This is a genomic window from Nostoc sp. TCL240-02 (assembly GCF_013343235.1).
In the GTDB taxonomy this organism is placed as follows: Bacteria; Cyanobacteriota; Cyanobacteriia; order Cyanobacteriales; family Nostocaceae; genus Nostoc.
This window is the reverse complement of the sequence record NZ_CP040094.1, coordinates 2,643,696-2,662,197: the sequence shown is the minus strand read 5'-3', so window position 1 is coordinate 2,662,197 and position 18,502 is coordinate 2,643,696. Positions and strand designations below refer to the sequence as shown.

The window sequence follows — 18,502 nt, the reverse complement described above, 5'->3', positions numbered from 1 at the left end:
GTTAGGAAATAATTACTATTAAAAATATAGGTGAATAACAACCTATGTTAGTAAGTGAGGTAAAAAATTATGTCAAATCAAATTACCATGTCCGATTTGCTTGTGGACTTATCTACAGAGCAACAACAACTTCTGGCTGGAGGAAACACGACCGACGGCGATACTGGTAATGGTGATACTGGGGATACTGGCGATACTGGCAATGGCGATACCGAAGCCACTCCCGTCCCCAAATTCTTCATTCGTGGCATTGTTAGCCTCAGACCAATTAGAGGAGTATCATAAGGTTAAGTTTTTTAAACCTTGCAATTAGTGGGAGGAGGAAAAGACTAATATGACCCGCTTAATCAAAATAAATCTGATTTTGAGAGAGTTTGAACAGTCTTCGATAGTTCTCTTAAAACATTAAGAGATAAGAAAAGTAGCTGTTGGGTAGGGGTAGCGCTAACCTTTCCGTTCTCCTCTAACTTCAAAAGCAAATAGTTGTGACTATTTGACCAGAAGATTTTTTGCGTGATAACTCAAGAAAATAGCCTTAATTTTGCACCCATAAAGGTATTTTACCAGCATGGGTGTTTACCTATTTTTAAGTAAAGATTAACGAATTATAGAATCGATAGCTAGTATTTTTTATTAGCTTTATACACCGCCAGTAAAAATATGATGATAAATGAATAATTGCAGTATAAATCAAAAACTATTGAAATTATTACCATAGTATACATATTTTTTGAAGAAGTTATTTTATTTTTTACTGAATTAAATTAAAAAATATTACTTTTGACTATGTCGATCTACCACTTTTAGCTAATTTTATCTCCATATAAAAATAGCTAGGATAGCATTAATAGAAATCAAACATTCCCGTAACAGAAGGAATGTTTGATTTCTATAAAATTAAGTGAGGTAATTAGTTATGTCATACCAATTGAGCAAATCTAATTTACTTGTGGAGTTATCCACGAAGGAACAAGAGCTTCTCTCTGGAGGAGCAAGAATCATTGTCTTTTTGCCACGTGGTGGTCGCCGTGAAGGCACACTTACTGTGCGTGGTTTAATCTCTTAGCAAAAAAGAGGAGAAAACCATATCATAAAACTTGCTCAAGACAAATCAGACTTTGAGTAAGATTGGTTAGTCTCCTAATATTCTGCCAAGGTCTTAAATTAGCCTTTTTGAAAGAAGAAAGGTAGTAGGTATGTCAAGTTTAATTGGATGGTTTGTAATTTGCACTTTAACGAAGACAGCAAAAACTACAAACAATGCCTACCCATCAATTATTTCTTGACAAAGTAGTAAGTGCTACCCCTACTACCTACCTTTTTCACCCCTTGCTCAAATAGTCAAAGTTTTTTGTGTAGCAAGGTTATTAATGTATAAATCAAGGCACTAGCCATTCTTTTGCACTGTACAAAAGTGAGGCAAACAATTATGTCATTTCAATCCATCCAATCCGATTTGCTTGTCGAGCTATCCATAGAGCAACAGGAGCTTTTAGCTGGAGGTAACGTCCGCAGGTGGGACGGGGGTTGGCGTCCTAGAGGGGGTTCGGGTTTCCGCCCTTGGCGCGGCCGCCGATCCTGGTGGTAAACTATCGCCTATTTAACTTGCACTTTTTGCCGTCTGGAATGCTTGCAACAAAGCTTTTCACTCTCAATGCTAAAAACCCAACAGATGACAAGAAATATGCCAGAGTTTGCAAGTCAGGGCAGAACAAGTGCGTACCTCTGTATTCCGCGTTTTAAACTAAGCTTGAAAGACGAAAAAGCCCGTTTTAACGGGCTTTTATCTTATACCTATTCTCTGTCAACTTGCACTTAATAATTACTCTTTTACCGCTACCAAATGTATTTTCTACATAGTTTGTGTCTGTGGCAAGCAATAAAAGCTTTCAACTGAATCTCACACTGCTGATTGCTCCCAAATCCAATCAAGTAAAATCGGATTGACTAACTCCGGCGCTTCATCTTGAGGGCAATGCCCAACTCCTTCTAAAGGTATAAACTTTTCTACTTGCGGAAAATTAGCTAATTCTCTACCTAACTTAATTGGTTCCCACGGATCGGCCGTTCCCCACAAGATAATTGCAGGACAAGGTAGCAGAGGTAAAAGGTCTTCTGGTAAAGGCCCTGTAGAATAAGAAGTAAAAGCCAAGAACACAGCAACAGCACCCGGATCGCTTGCTGGCGAAGTGAGAATATCTACCAACTCATCTGTCACCATCTCAGGATTCGCATAAGCTTTTAGTAAAATCTTCCGCACTGTTTTCGGTTTGGCAAGTTGATTGAAGAAGAAATCGCCAACTGGTTTGATAGAAAGCAAGCGTTGCAGTAAAGGCGCTCCGACACGACGAGTCCAAGGTAAAGTTACCCGTTTGTGATCGTGCAACAGCCGTAAAGAACAGTTGAGCAATGCAACTCCCAAGGCAATATCTGGATTGCTAACAGTTGCTTGCATGGCTACAATACAGCCAATAGAATTTCCTACTAAAAAAGCAGGTTCGCCGACAACTTCACGGCAAAAATCTGCTACTTGCTGTCCCCATGTTTCTAGAGTGTAGGTAATTTTTTCACCAGGTTGAGGTTTTGCAGAACCACCAAAACCAATCAAATCAATAGCATAAACGCGGCAATTTTGCGCTAATACGGGAATATTTTTTCGCCAATGCCACCAAGAAGCGCCAAATCCATGCACGAGGACAACAGCCGGCCCAGTGGTTCCTTGGGTTTGATAGCAGATAGGGAAATCTTGCCAAACCCAGGTTTTTGTAGAGGTAAATGCTGTTTTTGAACTTGAGGTTGTCATAGGAAATTTGATGAATACAAGGGTAAAAGCCTGTCAGCAGCAAGGCGTAAGTAAAATTATTTTGAATTTGAATAAAATTTATCAGATTTTCAAATAAAATCCTTTGGTCTAGTGATAACTTAGACATACACTAGAAAAGCTTCTAGGCATGATAGTTTTATCCAAGTAGAGAGTTTTCATCTTGTTGATAGAGGTAATTTCCTTACAACTTAGATTATGTCAGCATTAGGAATCATCACTTCTATAATGCGCGTAATACTTTTGCTATTTATTTTAGATGTGAGTGAATTAGCATTAGTGCTAGATTCAGTAGATTCACAATTTACGATCGCTATTTTGGTCTATAACATTGTCAGAATATGAGGCATCGGCTAAGGGGTGGTTTGCAACTGGAAACTGACGCTGAATTTAACAACATTTTTCTTGTTCCTAGTTCTGCGAGCCAGACAACATGAATATACTAGAAACAATCGATACTCCCATCGAGAGCTATGCACCCGATTTTGAACTGCCAGGAATTGACGGTCAAGTACACCATCTCAGGCGTTATCTTGAGAAGTTCCGAGCAGTGGGCGTTATTTCCTTATGTAACCGCTGTCCTTATGTAGAGTGGTATATCAACAGGTTAAAAAACATTCAAGCCGAATTTGCCCCCAAAGGCTTCACACTAATTGGGATGAATGGTAGTGATGGGAATCATGAAACTAGGCCAAGCTTTGAAAATATGAAAGCTTTTGCCCAGCTTCACAATTTGAACTTTCCTTACCTGTGGGACTCGACGCAAGATGTAACCCAGAGTTTTGGTGCTACGAAAACACCAATGGCTTTTTTAATAGATGCTAATGGTATAGTCCGCTACAAAGGCAAAATTGACAATCATCCCCAAGATGCATCAGCAGTGGGAGAAGAATATTTGAGAAATGCGATCGCTTCTTTATTTCTTGGTCAGGCAATAGATGTACCACAAACAGAACCAGTAGGTACTACATTGATTTGGCGTAACTAGACATAGATAGTCCCTGTAACTGCTATCTTAAATTGGAGGCAATTGCAACTTTTTTGATAAAGCGTAACTTCATGGGAACGAATTACCGACGGGTTTTACTCAAACTGAGCGGTGAAGCCTTAATGGGCAACATGGGCTATGGCATTGATCCAGAAGTGGTCAAAGGAATAGCTGAGGAAGTAGCAGAGGTGATAGGCACTGGCGTTCAAATGGCCATCGTTGTTGGCGGCGGCAATATTTTTCGTGGCGTGAAAGCAGCGTCGGCGGGGATGGACAGGGCAACCGCTGACTATATTGGGATGATTGCCACGGTAATGAACGCCATGACGTTGCAAGATTCGCTAGAACACATAGGGGTACAGACGCGGGTGCAAACTGCGATCGCTATGCAAGAATTAGCAGAACCATATATCCGTCGTCGTGCCATCCGTCATCTTGAAAAAGGGCGGGTGGTAATTTTTGGGGCTGGTTCTGGAAATCCCTTCTTTACTACTGATACCACTGCGGCACTCAGAGCAGCAGAAATTGATGCTGAAGTGATTTTTAAAGCCACCAAAGTAGACGGGGTGTATGATGCTGACCCTCAGATTTATCCTAACGCCAAGCGTTACAATAGCCTTACCTACGCGCACGTTTTAGCCAAAGATTTGCGGGTGATGGATAGTACTGCGATCGCCTTGTGTAAAGAAAATAATATCCCAATTCTGGTATTTGACCTAACGGTGCGAGGCAACATCCACCGAGCAGTCTTGGGAGAATCCATCGGTACCCTTGTGGGAGGTTCTTGTGATATTAGCTGACGCTAAAAGTAAAATGCAAAGTTCTGTTGAATCAACTCAACGAGCTTTTAACACGATTCGCACTGGCCGCGCCAATTCGAGTTTATTAGATAAGGTATTAGTGGACTATTACGGTTCGCCTACACCCTTAAAATCACTGGCAAATATTAGCACGCCAGATGCTTCAACAATTCTGATTCAGCCCTACGAGCGCAACACCCTAAACATCATTGAGAAGGCGATTTCCCTCTCAGATGTGGGTTTAACCCCCAGCAACGATGGTTCTGTAATTCGGCTGAATATTCCGCCTTTGACAAGCGATCGCCGAAAAGAATTCGTCAAAATGGCTACCAAGTACGCTGAAGAGGGTCGTGTTGCTATTCGCAACATCCGCCGCGATGCCATAGACTCGATTCGCAAGCAGGAGAAAGCCTCTGAAATCTCCAAAGATGAATCCAAAGACCAACAAGACAACTTGCAAAAACTCACAAACGAGTATACAGCCAAAATAGACGCACTATTAGCAGAAAAAGAAAAAGATATTACGACTGTTTAAGGTCTAAAGTCTGAAGCATAAAGGCTGAAGGATGATGGTAAAATTCTTCAGCCTTTATCATTTTTTAGCTATCTCATAAAAATTAAACAAGTAAGTAGACGTAAATAATTAAAGTGGGGGCAATTAATGAATTGTGCCCCTACTTAAGAGAAAATCAACTAATTCAGGAGCCAAAATTCAGCCTTATGTACGACTGCATCATCGTCGGCGCTGGGCCAGCTGGTGGAACCGCTGCATATCATTTAGCCAAGCAGGGTCGCTCAGTATTAATCTTAGAAAAAGAATCCCTACCAAGGTATAAGCCTTGTGGTGGTGGTGTATCTCCAGCGATCGCTCAATGGTTTGACTTTGATTTTAGCCCAGCAATTTCTGTAAAAGCTGACTCCTTTCGCTTTACCTGGAAATTAGGCGACCCAGTGGAAGCAAAAATCGCCACAGAAGAACCAGTCTGGATGGTGCGACGAGATATTTTTGACCATTTCCTAGTGCAGCAAGCACAGAAGCAAGGGGCTGAAGTCCGAGATAATACCGAAGTAAGAGGTATTGAATTTAAAGGTGACTATTGGCAAGTTAACACAGCCAATGAGCCAGTTACAGGTCGCTACTTAATTGCGGCTGATGGTGCTAAAGGGCTAATGGCAAAATGGCTAGGCTTCAAAGAACGTAAACGCCGTTTAGCAGCAGCTTTGGAAGCAGAGGTTTCCACCACTGTGAAAGACAAATCCACAATTCATATTGAGTTGGGCTTGGTGAAAAATGGCTACATTTGGAACTTCCCGAAAGCGGATGGTTATTCCATTGGTATCGGTACGTTTGGCGGTGGCGAACCCCAGGATTTTAAGAAGATTTTAGATGAATATGCGCGATCGTTTAATCTAGATATCAAAACCAGCAAACAGTATGGTTATCCTCTTTGCTTGTGGGATGGAAAGCAAAAGTTGCATACCCAAAATGCTGTTTTGGCTGGAGAAGCGGCTTGTGTAGTTTATCCTATGACAGCCGAAGGCATTCGTCCTTCAATTTTTAGCGGCTTGATTGCAGCAGGAGCCATTAATGAAGCCCTTTCTGGTGACACCAACGCTTTAGAAAAATATAGTGAAGCTATTAATGAAGAATGGGGTACTGAGATGGCTTGGGCAAAAAAATTAGCTGGAGCATTCTATCGCTTTCCTGGTATTGGCTACAAAGTTGGTGTTAAGCATCCTTCTGGTGCCAAAATCATGGGTCAGATTATGTGTGGAGAACTGCGCTATAGCGATGTTACTGATCGTGCCCTCAAGCGTTTAATTCCTGGCTTTGGAGGTTAGTCAATAGTCGTAGGTGCGTTATTGGAAGTTCTCACCTCTTTAGCGAAGTAGAGGGGTGGGATTCTTTTTTATCTAGCCAACTTAGTCATTTCCAAATAAACAATACCCAATTACTTTTGGTGGGGTTGGTGTCTTGTCTGCCCTAAAACATCTGATTTATGAACAGGATTTAAGAAAAAGATTGCGTTTCTTTTCCAAAGTTAAGCTAAATGCATCTCTGATTTTAACGGGACTAAAATCACTGTATGCCATAGACTCATGCTCCAGTTTTATCTTAATTGTGCATAACTTACCCAGCGCCATAAGACATCTAACACCAAATTAAAAATACCTAGAGAAAAGCCAAATACTTATTCCAGTTCCCACTACACAAATAATTCCCGCCAAACCCGCTAGGGGTTTTTTATTCTTACCTGTGAACAAATCAGAGACTTTACCTGTGTAAGTAATTAATTCTGCTGTGTCTAGGGTAGCGATCGCCCATACCCATCCCGCGTGTAGTCCCCAAGCTAAACCCAAATTGTTGCGATCAGCAAAACGTGCCAACACCAACACCATTCCCATCAGCCACAATCCAGGAAGTTGTGGTGCAGTTTCACGTTGCTCCCAAACTAGATGTAGTAAGGCAAAAATCAAGCTAGAAATTGCTGCTGCTAACCAAACTGGATAATCCTGTGCTAATTCAGTGAACAGAAAACCCCGAAAAACTAACTCTTCTATCCCACCCACTAACAATGCTATCAAGAAAATCGGTAGCAATATGGGTAATAGTAACTTGAAATTCGTTTTTTCAAAAGAACACCAACCTAATCCTAATTGCCCACTAAATACAATCGCTAGGCTTACAACTCCCAAAGCGAAACCTAATGCTAAAGAACCAAAATTTGAAAGATTCCCAACAAAGCCGTAATCCGAAAAAGATTTATTGGTAAGCCAATTAACTCCCCACAGAATCAGGGGAGCTAATAGGTAAAGTGACAGCAATAATGGCATCTTTTGCTGTGGCTGCAAAGGTTTAGGGGGTTGCCAATTGAGTAATATTGCTGATACTGCTGCGACTGGCAACCAACAAACTATCCAGCAAGCAAAAAATGCCATCACTATAACTAGTGCTGGTGCATTTTGCATAAATGCTAGTAAGGCGTTGACCGAAGGCTCAAGAAAATTTATCAAAAAAAACACGATAGACTTCTTGCACTATAGATTTCTTGCTGATTTATCAAGAATCTACTAAATTTGGCAAATTCTGCAAGGGGTCTAATCGTATTTTTTATCTGGAACAAAATTTTTTCAATAGAGTTACCAGTTTGCTGTTGAGGTAAGGACAAGTTATCATACCTGATACTTATCCCTACCATCAGCAAATTTACTCTTCGTCTTCCAAATCTTCGTCCGATTCGTCGGAGTCTATATCTGGTGAGGTCAGTTTTTTATCACTTTCACCAAGTTGAATCAAGTGAATATGCTTGTATCCCAACCTAATTTCAAACTCATCTCCAGACTTTAAGCCCATTGCTTTGGTATATGTGGCACCAATCACAATCTGACCATTTTGATGGACACTAACCCGATATGTCGGTTCACGACCACGACCATCTTTAGGTGCTTCTGGACTTAGAGGAATTCCTCTAGCCGATAGCAAAGCGTCATAAAAATCGGTGAGATTGACACGAACCTGGTTATTCTTAGTAACAGTGTAATAGCCGCACTGTTTAGCTCTTTCTCGGCGTGGCAAAGTGGAAAGTTCTTTTACTTTCGCAAGTAGTGCTTTTCCAGTTAATGGCGCGGTTGCAGTTTCAGTCATTATGCTCAAATTTTCCTTACTCTCTCCAAGCTGATAAACGATGTAGTCTCATGCCAGCATTTGGCTTTTTAGCGTATGCATAGAGCTACTTAGGACTCTAGTGTTAAGGGTGAATCACTGCCGATAGGAGACAAAAGCACTTCATATTATGGTTGTCTACAACCAATTAGAGGTCATAGTTGCCATAGAAATTAATTTTGCTGATTTCACGGCACTTTTAACCATTATTCGCCATCAGAAATGAAATTATTTTCTTTTTTGGCGCTACTGTAGCGGTGTAACTTTCAGCCACCTTTACAAATGGGGTTGGCTCTACTCCAAATAAGTCGTAGATCCAATAAATTGCAGGTTTTTCACTTTCAGTGCTTGCCCTTTTCGCTAATGAGTAGGTAGAGTTTTCTCTACTCATCCTCTCAGGCTTAGGACAGCATAGTATTTCAATAGAGTCCTACGGGCTTATGCCCTTTGTCCTGCCAGTAGAGACGCGAATTTTCTTGTCTCTACATTACGAATCAACAAAGCAGTAGTAGCCGCGCTGATACGGCTATTGATTCTGGTTTTGTGAGTTCGTAATTTTATATTAAATACTAGCATGGACTAATAATAGCAAAATAGTTGTTTAATTTTGAATTAAAGTTGCTAGTAAATTTTTATTTAAATTTCTGGACTTAAAGGGTGGAAAAAGCGGTGACGATTTTCCTAACCCTTTATTGCATTATAAAAATTTATCTAATTTAGATGAGCAGTTTTGACCAATGAGTTAAATCCAAGATTTTCTTGATTGAGAGGATGCAAAAATCTCAAAGTCTCGCCTATCCGGGATTCCCCGATGCGTTAGACTTTTATTTGAAAGTGGTGAGGATTTTTCCTCGGTTTATTACCGTAAGCTCAAAAGCGGTCAGAGGATTTTCTACGTCTGTCTATGGGAAGAATAAATCTCTTAACATCCGCCTAGCGCTTAATTGTCACTACTATATATTGAATATGTGCTTTTACATTTCTATATAATCAAAAAATTCTGTAAAGCGTTAGCGAAGGCGGAATTTTCCAGCTAGTATTGCTTGACTCAAGTTGATATGAAGACCTGTTGCTAACGGTAGCTGTATTTACCTTGGATACGATCGCTAGACCAAAGATAAACCTGAGTCCCTTTCTAAGTAAAGCCCTTTACTTTACATTCTCAAACGACTAAATTCAATGTCAAGCGATCATTACATTTTTGGCGTTTTATCTCAGAATTTGACACAAATCTTGCCTACAGTGCTGCTAAAAGTAAAATTTTAATGGTTATCCTTAAACTAGAATCAGTTTCCCTTTAATCGTCAGCCTATTAACACCAGGCTTTGAATTGAGGGCAAAAAAAGTATAGCTCACTTTTCGTAACTACCAGCCTTGACTCATGATTGTTAAGGCTGGTGAAACAATTTTAAAATTTTGGTTAGTAGTCATGGAAGTTATTTTTAAGGTCATTCGACAGCAACAAAATTCCTCCCCTATTGTGCAAACCTATCTTATAGAGGCAGAACCAGGTAATACAATCCTGGATTGCCTCAATCATATTAAGTGGGAGCAAGATGGAACGTTGGCATTTCGCAAAAATTGCCGTAATACCATTTGTGGTAGCTGTGCGATGCGAATTAATGGGCGTTCGGCTTTAGCTTGTAAGGAAAATGTTGGCAGTGAACTTGCTAGATTACAACAAATACCATCATCCCAAAGTAAAGTAAATGTCATTCCTGAAATCACGATCGCACCTCTCGGCAATATGCCCGTGATTAAAGATTTGGTTGTAGATATGAGCAGTTTCTGGAATAATTTAGAAGCAGTCGCTCCTTATGTGAGTACAGCAGCACGACAAGTACCAGAAAGAGAGTTTTTGCAAACACCACAAGAGCGATCGCGTCTCGATCAAACTGGTAACTGTATTATGTGCGGTGCTTGTTATTCAGAATGCAACGCCCGTGAAGTTAATCCAGACTTTGTTGGTCCCCATGCCCTTGCCAAGGCTTACCGCATGGTAGCGGATTCTCGCGATAGTGATAGCGAAAATCGTTTAGAAATGTACAACGAAGGCACTAAAGGCGTATGGGGTTGTACCCGTTGTTTATACTGCGATTCAGTTTGTCCAATGGAAGTTGCACCATTAGAACAAATCACCAAAGTTAAACAAGAAATTCTTACGCACAAAGAAGCCAGCGATAGTCGCTCAATTCGTCACCGGAAAGTTTTGATAGATTTAGTTAAAGAAGGTGGTTGGATTGATGAACGTCAATTTGGTTTACAAGTAGTCGGTAATTACTTTCAGGATTTAAAAGGATTACTCAGTCTTGCACCCCTCGGTTTGCGGATGCTCCTCCGAGGTAAGTTTCCCCTATCCTTTGAACCTTCTGAAGGGACAGAACAAGTGCGATCGCTCATTGAATCTGTGCAGAAAGAAGAGGGACTGGGGACTAGGGATTAGGGATTGGGGATTAGGGATAGGGATTAGGTATTAGGGATTGTGATTAAAAGAATTCTTCCCCAGTCCCCATTCCCCAGTCCCAATTCCCCAGTCCCCAGTCCCCAGTCCCCAGTCCCCAGTCCCCAATTCCCATTTTTCAACGCGGTTCTTGAGGTATATTCAACGGCTGTCCATTCCGGTCATATACTAAAACATCCCACTGTCCATTGTTACTGGATTCAAAAGCAATCCTACTACCATCAGCGCTAATTGTAGGGTTGCGGACTTCAGCTTGTAGGTTACTAGTCAAATTTCGTGATTGGCGTGTTTCCCGGTCGTAGAGAAAAATAGCCGATCGCCCCTGACGGCTAGCCGCAAACACAATATAACGACCATCTTGTGAAACACTAGGATGATTTGCGATCGCATCAAAGGAATTTAAACCTGGCAAATCAACCAAATCACGAGTCGCCGTATCAAACATATAAACATCTTGGCTACCGCGTCGGTCAGTAATAAAAACAATGTATCTCCCAGAAATTTGGGGGTTTAATTCTGATGCCAAACTATTGAGACTCCGACCACCCGGATCAAAAGGATAACTCAAAATGCGAGGGTAGCCAAAACACCCAGTTAATAAACTTAAGCAGAAAAATACAGGTATAAAAAAAACAGGTTTCATATATTGGGAATTGGGAATTGAGAATTGAGAATTGGGAATTGGGCATCGATAAGAGATAGGGGGGACAAGGAAGAGGGGGGAGACTTGGGAGAGACTTGTTGAATAATTACTCCCTTTATCCTCCCTGTCCTCCTTGTCCCCCTTGTCCCCCTTGTCCCCCTCATTCTCCTAATCTCCCCTGCCCCCTGCCTTCTACGGAGGTGAACCTACGGTTGCACCATTAGGAATATCTAACTCAATATTTGGCCCTCGGTCTAGGACTTCAATATCCCACTGACCACGGCTGGCGGTTTCAAAGACAACATAGCGTCCATCTGGGCTGATATTTGGTTTTCTGATCCAGCCGCGATAGGTTGGTGTGACGATTTGCGACTGTTGCGTAGCGCGATCGTAAAGCGCCACCACAGGTCTACCTTGGTCACTAGTAAGATAAGCAATATAACGCCCGGTGTAGCTCAAGCTAGGACTTTCAGCAATTGTCTCTGCTCGGTTTATGCCAGGTGTGCTAATAAACAGTTGCCTCTCCAAATCGAAAACCAGTAGCTGCTGATTACCATTCCGATTAGATACAAACGCTAAAAAGCGCCCATTTCCACTCAAAGCAGGTTGCTCCTCGGTGTAGCGACTGTTGAGGGAAGTAGGCCCTATGGGAATATCGTTATAACCACAAGATGCAAGCAAACCTGTTAAACCAAAAACCAGGCTCCAATGAATTGGTCTTTGGAGCCAAAATATAGGCTTAAATTTTTCCACCTCAACTGTTTTCCGTTGCCTTTAAACCTATTTCCACGCCAACTGTTTTAAATATCGTCATCAAAATCAGTCGAATTATCTGGTCCCTGATTTGGCTTTTCAATCGGGTTGTACGGTACATAATCAGTTGGGATCGCCTCATCATCTTCGCGCGGTCTTCGAGAAGCTGAGTCTGTGGGTGGACGACGCCTTCTTGATCTAGGAGTAACATCATCTTCCCGGCTTTCTGGACGTTGAGAACCGTTATTATTACGGCGAGAAGGTTTTTTAACTTCCCCTCCCGAACTTTCCCAATCATCAACTTGCCTAGATGAACCCCAATTTTCTTCTTCAGAGGTTTCAGAAGGGCGATTCACGGGACGGCCAGAAGTCCGCCGCCGCGTTTTATCAGTTGGAGCCTGTCTTTCAGTACTACTGCTGTTGCGGCGTTCTGAACGACGGGGTGGTTGCTCTTCGTAGTAGCTATCACGAGTGGAAATTTCATCCCTGCTACCCCGAATCCGGGCACGCACGGGGCGTTCCTCCTCGTCTTCATAAGGCAATGGATCTAAGTCTGCATCCATTTCAGCTTGATACTTTCTGCGATCATTGTAGGAATAGCGATCGCTAACAGGTCGATCTTCATCCACAATTGGAGTGTTACGCTTTGCTTGCTGGGTAGCTATACTCCGCAGACGAATACTTTCAACTGCAAAAAATACAGTTGTGCCAACTAAAAGCAGTTGACCAAATTGGAGAATTGGGTCTAACCGCCATCCTTGAAACACGAGAATGAAGCCGCAGAGCAAACCGACTGCCGCAAAAAAGATATCTTGATCCCGTGACAATTCTGGACGCACAGTGCGGAGAAAATACAGTGCTGCCCCAGCCACAGCCAGGAAAATTCCTAGAATACTGGCTGAATTTGCCCCAAAATTTACCTGAGCCAGAAAACTGGCTGAGTTCAGCCCAAAATTTATCATTGCTGTTTTCCCAATATCAAATCTATGTTAGCGAGTCACAATTAAAATCACTACTGTAATTAGGCACGATAAATATTGAAGCTTCAAAGCCTCTGGCAAAGAAGCTCTGAAGCTGTTCACCGAAAAGTAAAACACCTATGTCTGTCATCTACAACTCCCACCAGCCGCAGTTTTCGCCGCTTTTGGTGAAATAAATGTAGATAGCTGACAGACAATCGATTATGAGAGTTAATTTAACTCTCATAAGCATTATGAACGCTGAATTTTATCTTTTTGGCTAATGAAAATTAGACCAACTGTAGCGGGTATTACAACAATTGCAGTACCCCATAACAGACTCCAAAGAAAATTTGCTAAAGAAGGCGTCATACTTCTCAACCTTTTTTTACACACTTCATCCTAATTTTAATAGTGTATTACTTTCTTGAGAAGCCTCTAACTCTGAACTGCCAAACTTCGTAATTGCTGTGAGCGAGTTTGCTTTTCGATTGCATATGAAAGTGGCAGCATTTGGTTAAAATGATGATGAGAGTGCTTTATAAAGCTTCAAATTTTGTAGCGTTCGCGAAGCGCGGCTTGCCGTTCGCCTAAGTTTTCTTTCTTTACAGATAGATAGTACCTTAAACCGATGACTGGTGTTGATCTGACTGCTTGGATTCTTGGCCCTGTATTAGGGGTGATGACATTTTTATTTATATTTCGGATCATTCTCACTTGGTATCCGCAAGTGAATCTGAATCGTTTGCCCTTCAATTTAATAGCTTGGCCTACCGAACCATTTTTAGTCCCATTACGAAAACTGGTACAACCTATAGGCGGAGTGGACATTACACCTATTATTTGGGTTGGTATCTTCAGCCTGCTACGAGAAATATTACTAGGTCAACAAGGATTGCTGACTATGGCATCTCGTGTGAATTAGGGAATTGGGCATTGGGAATTGGGAATCGATAAGAGATAGGGGGGACAAGGAAGAGGGGGGAGATAGGGGAGAGACTTGTTGAATAATTCTCCTCTTATCCTCCCTGTCCCCCTTGTCTCCCTTGTGTCCTCTGCTCCCTGCTCCCTGCTCCCTGCTCCCTGCCCCCAGTCCCCAGTCCCCAGTCCCCAGTCCCCTATCCGTTCATCTCCTGGACAAAATTTGTATAGACATTACCCTGCAAAAATTGTGGAGTTTCCATAATTTTTTGATGGAACCCGATAGTGGTGGGTAGCCCAGTGATGGCACATTCCCGGAGTGCGCGTTTCATGCGGTTAATAGCAGTAGCTCGATCTGGGGCCCAAACAATTAGCTTGCCAATCAAGGAATCGTAATAAGGTGGGATTTGGTAATCTGTGTAGACATGAGAATCAATCCGAACACCAGGGCCTCCAGGGGGCAGATAACCACTAATCCGTCCTGGAGAGGGACGAAAGTCATGATCTGGGTCTTCAGCGTTGATCCGGCATTCAATCGAATGACCCCGCAAAACTACTTGCTCTTGGATAAGCTTGAGTCTTTCTCCTTGAGCAATCCGAATTTGTTCGGCAACTAAGTCTATTCCAGTAACCATCTCTGTTACAGGATGTTCTACTTGAATCCGGGTGTTCATTTCCATAAAGTAGAATTTACCGGATCTATCCAAGAGAAACTCAATAGTACCTGCCCCACTGTAATTAATGAATTGTGCAGCTTTGACAGCAGCTTGTCCCATTTTCTCACGCAGGTCTTGGTCGAGAGCCGGACTTGGTGCTTCTTCTAGTAGCTTTTGGTTGCGGCGCTGAATTGAGCAATCCCGTTCACCCAAGTGGATGACATTACCGTAGTTATCCGCCAAAATTTGAAATTCGATGTGGCGGGGACGTTCAATAAATTTTTCGATGTAAACGCCAGAATTCCCAAAAGCGGCTCCTGCTTCCCCTTGGGCTGCTAGGAAAAGTTTAACAAATTCATCTTCAGAACGAACTAGGCGCATACCCCGCCCACCGCCACCGGCTGTGGCTTTAATCATCACTGGATAGCCGATATCCTTGGCGAATTTTAATCCATCTTCCTCAGATTCTACTAACCCCTCAGTACCTGGTACTGTCGGGACTCCAGCTTTTTGCATGGTTTCTTTGGCAGTGGATTTATCGCCCATCAGCTTGATAGATTCTGGAGTTGGACCGATAAAAGCAATATGATGGTCGGCACAAATTTCGGCAAACCGGGCATTTTCTGCCAAAAAACCATAGCCTGGATGAATGGCAGTCGCATTGCGCGTCAGGGCTGCGGCAATAATATTGGGAATATTCAAATAACTTTTACTGCTAGCTGGTTCGCCAATGCAAACCGCTTCATCAGCAAGTTGGACGTGGAGAGCATTCCGGTCAACGGTGGAGTGAACCGCGACTGTGGCAATTCCCATTTCTTCACAGGCGCGGAGAATGCGAAGGGCGATTTCTCCCCGATTGGCAATTAATATTTTGTCAAACTTCATTTTTTAGTTTCGATATCATTACCAGTAGATTCACATTTTCCCCGATCCAACTTGAAACGACGCTTCCGCATTATTTAAAATTATCACAGGAGATTCGCCACCCTGACTCTAAGCAAATTCAAGATTGCAGGCTTGCTGCCTCTACAGGTTTTACTACACTAACAACATTACTGCTGTAAGTCTTGGCTAGCTTACCAAACTGTGTTTTTGCGATCGCGATCGCCACTGCAAAAGGGCGGGTACGCGATCGCACCGCATCTCCCACAGTCGCTCTACCCTTTTTAATATCACTTGTGCAGATGCTAAATTTCTGTCAGTCTGATACCGCCTTGAGAAAATTTATATTTTTGAGAAATATAACTTTAAATATTACCTTACTATAATTAATTTCTTATGCTATAGTCTATCTTTAGACAACCTGTGCGGATGTGGCGGAATTGGTATACGCGCACGCTTGAGGTGCGTGTGGCTTTGCCTTGCGAGTTCGAGTCTCGCCATCCGCATATTTTGTTGATTAGTCAAGGGTCAATAGTCAACGGTCAAAAGACCTGAGACTGTTGACCCTTAAATCTTGGTAGAGCTAAGGTTTTTTATGCTTTTATAGAGATACGTAAAGTTTTGTAAAAAGCCTTGAGTATTACTTTTACGCCAACAAACAACTTAACACAGCCAGCAGCTTGGCATCGCCTCACTCCGATTTGGCAAGGAGGGGAGGAAGTAATTCAAAAAAGTTTACCTCATACTCAGCTAGCACCGGCTTGGCAGCTAATGCTTTTGGGTGACGGCTCTCCAACACGTCATCTAGAATTGCTTACAGGTGAGCCTGTAGAAGTAGATGTCATTGATATGTCATTGATTGGCATGGACTTGGATGCTGCACCTGATTTAATTCAAGTTGTCCCAGGGCCGCGACTACGGCGACAAGTGTGGCTGCGGACTGCTTCTGGTCAACGATTAGCTTATGCTACCTCCTGGTGGGAAGCTAGTCATGTAGATGAGTATTTGCAAAATCGTTCATTACCAATTTGGGCGAGTTTAGCTCGTCTCCGCACAGAGTTGTATCGGGATGTTCGAGGGATTTACTATGGTGACTCACCGGCGCTAGAGTCTGGCTTTGGAGTAACTCGGCCTTTTTGGGGCCGCCATTACTTGTTTTGGCATCATGGACAACCACTAACCCTAATTTATGAAGTTTTTTCGCCTTATTTAACTAAATATTTGGGGACTATGCAATTAAATTCCTAAAATCAGTAAAAGCCTGCGATCGCAACTGAGCAAAACCAAGTAACTGAAATCGTACAATTAAATTATCAAAGGAAGGTTGAATATTGTAGCAATCGCATCTGCTAGTAAATTCCACAAGATCAACCATGATTCAACTTAAAACCCAACTCACCCTCGAAGAATTTCTTGCACTTCCCGAAGAAGATATCACCTACGAACTCATTGATGGAGAAGCTGTTCCTAAATTCAAAAATGATGAGATGGCACCAAAATTTTTTCATAGTTCGATAACAGGTGCATTATTTATACTATTGTCTGCATGGCCGCAAGCAAAGGGGCGGGTTGTAATTGAATGGGCAATTAAGCTAACACGAAATCAACAAGATTGGGTTCCTGTACCAGATTTGACTTATATTTCTTATAGCCGTCTTTCTGCTGATTGGTTGCAAGATGAGGCTTGTTCTGTTGTACCTGAATTAGTGATTGAAATTATCTCTCCTGGTCAAACTTTTGGAGAAATGACAGAAAAAGCCATTGATTATTTAAAAGCTAAAGTTCAACGAGTTTGGATTATTGATCCTAGAGCAAAAACTATTACTATTTTTTATCCCGATATTCTCCCTCAAACTAAACGCGGTACTGATAGTTTAGAAGATTCCTTATTTGAAGGGTTACAAATCACACCTCAAAAAATCTTCTAACAAGCAAGAATTTCCTACTGAATTTTAGCAATCGAAGGCACGAGGAAAGTTTTAATGAATACTGTTGTGTTAAATCTAGAACCGATTGCTCATTTAACCGATGAGCAATTTTATCAATTGTGTATTGCCAATCGCGATCTCAGCCTGGAAATGAATGCAAGCGGGGAATTAATAATTATGCCACCAGTAGGGGGAGAAAGTGGAAATCAAGAAGCAGATTTAATTACAGATTTAAATAATTGGAATCGTCAAGCTAAATTAGGAAAAGTTTTTAGTTCTTCAACTATCTTTATACTTCCAAACGGTGCAAAACGTTCTCCTGATGCTGCTTGGATAAAATTGGAGCGGTGGGAAGCTTTAACACCAGAACAAAGAAAAAAATTCCCGCCACTTGTACCCGACTTTTTGATTGAACTGCGTTCCGAAACAGATCGACTGGCATCAATTCAAGAAAAAATGCAGGAATACATCAAAAATGGTCTGCGTTTAGGTTGGCTGATTAATCCTCAAGATCGTCAAGTAGAAATTTATCGACTTTTGAAAGCTGTAGAAGTTGTGCAAATACCAGCGATTATTTCTGGAGAAGATATATTACCTGGATTTGAGTTGCAAGTATAGGTAAGCAATAAAGCTTTGCTACAACATTGAAACAAAAAATACTGCACTTTTCATGTGGTGCGATCGCGTACCCACTCTTTCTAGTGGCGATTGCAATCAAGCAAAATCAAGTAGCTGAAATTGACTTGCAGCTTTGTCCAGTTAGTTATATTCTCAAATTGCTTGGAATCACAGATTTACTTGCCGGAATTTTCCGACTGAGACATTAATCTTAGGGAAACGTCCTACGAAATTCAACAAAGCGTGTTAAAAATGGTAACTGAGTCAAAAACACAGCTTTTGAAAGACTAAGGCAAGTTGATTACTAAAGTATCATCAGCATTTAGGGTGGAAAAATTTAATATAATTAGCTGCCCTAAAGAATGGTTAAACCTGTTTGTGTACTTGACTAATCAAGCAAGTAATAAG

General features: G+C 41.8%; 21 protein-coding genes and 1 tRNA gene. 13 read left to right on the top strand and 9 right to left on the bottom strand.

Annotated features, from left to right (window positions below; genetic code table 11):
* The first annotated feature begins 69 nt into the window (after nt 1-69).
* On the top strand, nt 70-285 hold the full coding sequence (locus FBB35_RS11245; protein WP_174709699.1) for a hypothetical protein: 216 nt from the start codon (nt 70-72) through the stop codon (nt 283-285).
* Between the two features lie 631 nt (nt 286-916).
* Nucleotides 917-1,066 carry a hypothetical protein gene (locus tag FBB35_RS11240; protein ID WP_174709698.1) on the top strand — a complete coding sequence of 50 codons (150 nt, stop codon included), beginning with the start codon at nt 917-919 and terminating at the stop codon, nt 1,064-1,066.
* Between the two features lie 834 nt (nt 1,067-1,900).
* Here the strand turns inward: FBB35_RS11240 and FBB35_RS11235 are convergent.
* Complete coding sequence (locus FBB35_RS11235; protein ID WP_174709697.1) at nt 1,901-2,803, bottom strand: alpha/beta fold hydrolase; 903 nt, start codon at nt 2,801-2,803, stop codon at nt 1,901-1,903.
* A 216-nt stretch (nt 2,804-3,019) separates the two neighbouring features.
* On the opposite strand from FBB35_RS11235, the gene FBB35_RS11230 reads away from it, so the two are divergent.
* From FBB35_RS11230 to FBB35_RS11210, 5 genes are all read left to right on the top strand, one after another.
* Nucleotides 3,020-3,166: a hypothetical protein gene (locus tag FBB35_RS11230; RefSeq protein ID WP_174709696.1), complete on the top strand. Its 147-nt coding sequence runs from the start codon at nt 3,020-3,022 to the stop codon at nt 3,164-3,166.
* A gap of 88 nt (nt 3,167-3,254) precedes the next feature.
* Nucleotides 3,255-3,809, top strand: coding sequence for a thioredoxin family protein (locus tag FBB35_RS11225; protein ID WP_174709695.1), 555 nt, complete (start codon nt 3,255-3,257; stop codon nt 3,807-3,809).
* A 71-nt stretch (nt 3,810-3,880) separates the two neighbouring features.
* Nucleotides 3,881-4,609: a UMP kinase gene (pyrH, locus tag FBB35_RS11220; protein ID WP_174709694.1), complete on the top strand. Its 729-nt coding sequence runs from the start codon at nt 3,881-3,883 to the stop codon at nt 4,607-4,609.
* Entirely contained in the window at nt 4,596-5,144 is a 549-nt protein-coding gene (gene frr, locus FBB35_RS11215) for a ribosome recycling factor (RefSeq protein WP_174709693.1), read from the top strand. Before pyrH ends, frr begins: the two co-directional genes overlap by 14 nt.
* 185 nt (nt 5,145-5,329) lie before the next feature.
* Nucleotides 5,330-6,451: a geranylgeranyl reductase family protein gene (locus FBB35_RS11210; RefSeq protein WP_174709692.1), complete on the top strand. Its 1,122-nt coding sequence runs from the start codon at nt 5,330-5,332 to the stop codon at nt 6,449-6,451.
* A 321-nt stretch (nt 6,452-6,772) separates the two neighbouring features.
* On the opposite strand, the gene FBB35_RS11205 is transcribed toward FBB35_RS11210, so the two are convergent.
* The gene (locus FBB35_RS11205) at nt 6,773-7,579 is read right to left on the bottom strand and encodes a CPBP family intramembrane glutamic endopeptidase (RefSeq protein ID WP_174709691.1); all 807 of its coding nucleotides are present in this window, start codon (nt 7,577-7,579) and stop codon (nt 6,773-6,775) included.
* Nucleotides 7,580-7,817: 238 nt separating this feature from the next.
* Nucleotides 7,818-8,255, bottom strand: coding sequence for an AbrB family transcriptional regulator (locus FBB35_RS11200; RefSeq protein ID WP_012412178.1), 438 nt, complete (start codon nt 8,253-8,255; stop codon nt 7,818-7,820).
* A 1,447-nt stretch (nt 8,256-9,702) separates the two neighbouring features.
* Between FBB35_RS11200 and FBB35_RS11195 the strand changes: the two genes are divergently transcribed.
* Complete coding sequence (locus FBB35_RS11195; protein WP_174713607.1) at nt 9,703-10,716, top strand: succinate dehydrogenase/fumarate reductase iron-sulfur subunit; 1,014 nt, start codon at nt 9,703-9,705, stop codon at nt 10,714-10,716.
* Between the two features lie 136 nt (nt 10,717-10,852).
* Here the strand turns inward: FBB35_RS11195 and FBB35_RS11190 are convergent, their stop codons facing one another.
* From FBB35_RS11190 to psbX, 4 genes are all read right to left on the bottom strand, one after another.
* Entirely contained in the window at nt 10,853-11,377 is a 525-nt protein-coding gene (locus FBB35_RS11190) for a PD40 domain-containing protein (protein WP_174709690.1), read from the bottom strand.
* Nucleotides 11,378-11,569: 192 nt separating this feature from the next.
* On the bottom strand, nt 11,570-12,130 hold the full coding sequence (locus FBB35_RS11185; protein ID WP_174709689.1) for a PD40 domain-containing protein: 561 nt from the start codon (nt 12,128-12,130) through the stop codon (nt 11,570-11,572).
* 47 nt (nt 12,131-12,177) lie between these two features.
* Nucleotides 12,178-13,092 (bottom strand): Ycf66 family protein, encoded by a 915-nt coding sequence (locus FBB35_RS11180; RefSeq protein ID WP_174709688.1) that lies wholly within the window; start codon nt 13,090-13,092, stop codon nt 12,178-12,180.
* Between the two features lie 249 nt (nt 13,093-13,341).
* Nucleotides 13,342-13,461 (bottom strand): photosystem II reaction center X protein, encoded by a 120-nt coding sequence (gene psbX, locus FBB35_RS11175; RefSeq protein WP_174709687.1) that lies wholly within the window; start codon nt 13,459-13,461, stop codon nt 13,342-13,344.
* Nucleotides 13,462-13,720: 259 nt separating this feature from the next.
* Here psbX and FBB35_RS11170 point away from each other — a divergent pair, with 259 nt between their 5' ends.
* Nucleotides 13,721-14,014: a YggT family protein gene (locus FBB35_RS11170; protein WP_094341548.1), complete on the top strand. Its 294-nt coding sequence runs from the start codon at nt 13,721-13,723 to the stop codon at nt 14,012-14,014.
* 193 nt (nt 14,015-14,207) lie between these two features.
* Here FBB35_RS11170 and accC read toward each other — a convergent pair whose 3' ends face one another.
* Together accC and FBB35_RS11160 are read right to left on the bottom strand one after the other, a co-directional pair.
* The gene (accC, locus tag FBB35_RS11165; protein WP_174709686.1) at nt 14,208-15,551 is read right to left on the bottom strand and encodes an acetyl-CoA carboxylase biotin carboxylase subunit; all 1,344 of its coding nucleotides are present in this window, start codon (nt 15,549-15,551) and stop codon (nt 14,208-14,210) included.
* Between the two features lie 118 nt (nt 15,552-15,669).
* On the bottom strand, nt 15,670-15,816 hold the full coding sequence (locus FBB35_RS11160; RefSeq protein WP_174709685.1) for a hypothetical protein: 147 nt from the start codon (nt 15,814-15,816) through the stop codon (nt 15,670-15,672).
* A gap of 157 nt (nt 15,817-15,973) precedes the next feature.
* Between FBB35_RS11160 and FBB35_RS11155 the strand changes: the two genes are divergently transcribed.
* From FBB35_RS11155 to FBB35_RS11140, 4 genes are all read left to right on the top strand, one after another.
* Nucleotides 15,974-16,054: transfer RNA gene (locus tag FBB35_RS11155), tRNA-Leu, on the top strand.
* Nucleotides 16,055-16,181: 127 nt separating this feature from the next.
* A complete protein-coding gene (locus FBB35_RS11150) occupies nt 16,182-16,796 on the top strand; it encodes a chorismate lyase (RefSeq protein WP_174709684.1) in 615 nt (204 codons plus the stop codon).
* Nucleotides 16,797-16,921: 125 nt separating this feature from the next.
* Nucleotides 16,922-17,476 (top strand): Uma2 family endonuclease, encoded by a 555-nt coding sequence (locus FBB35_RS11145; protein ID WP_174709683.1) that lies wholly within the window; start codon nt 16,922-16,924, stop codon nt 17,474-17,476.
* 54 nt (nt 17,477-17,530) lie between these two features.
* The gene (locus FBB35_RS11140) at nt 17,531-18,094 is read left to right on the top strand and encodes a Uma2 family endonuclease (protein WP_174709682.1); all 564 of its coding nucleotides are present in this window, start codon (nt 17,531-17,533) and stop codon (nt 18,092-18,094) included.
* Nucleotides 18,095-18,502 lie beyond the last annotated feature (408 nt).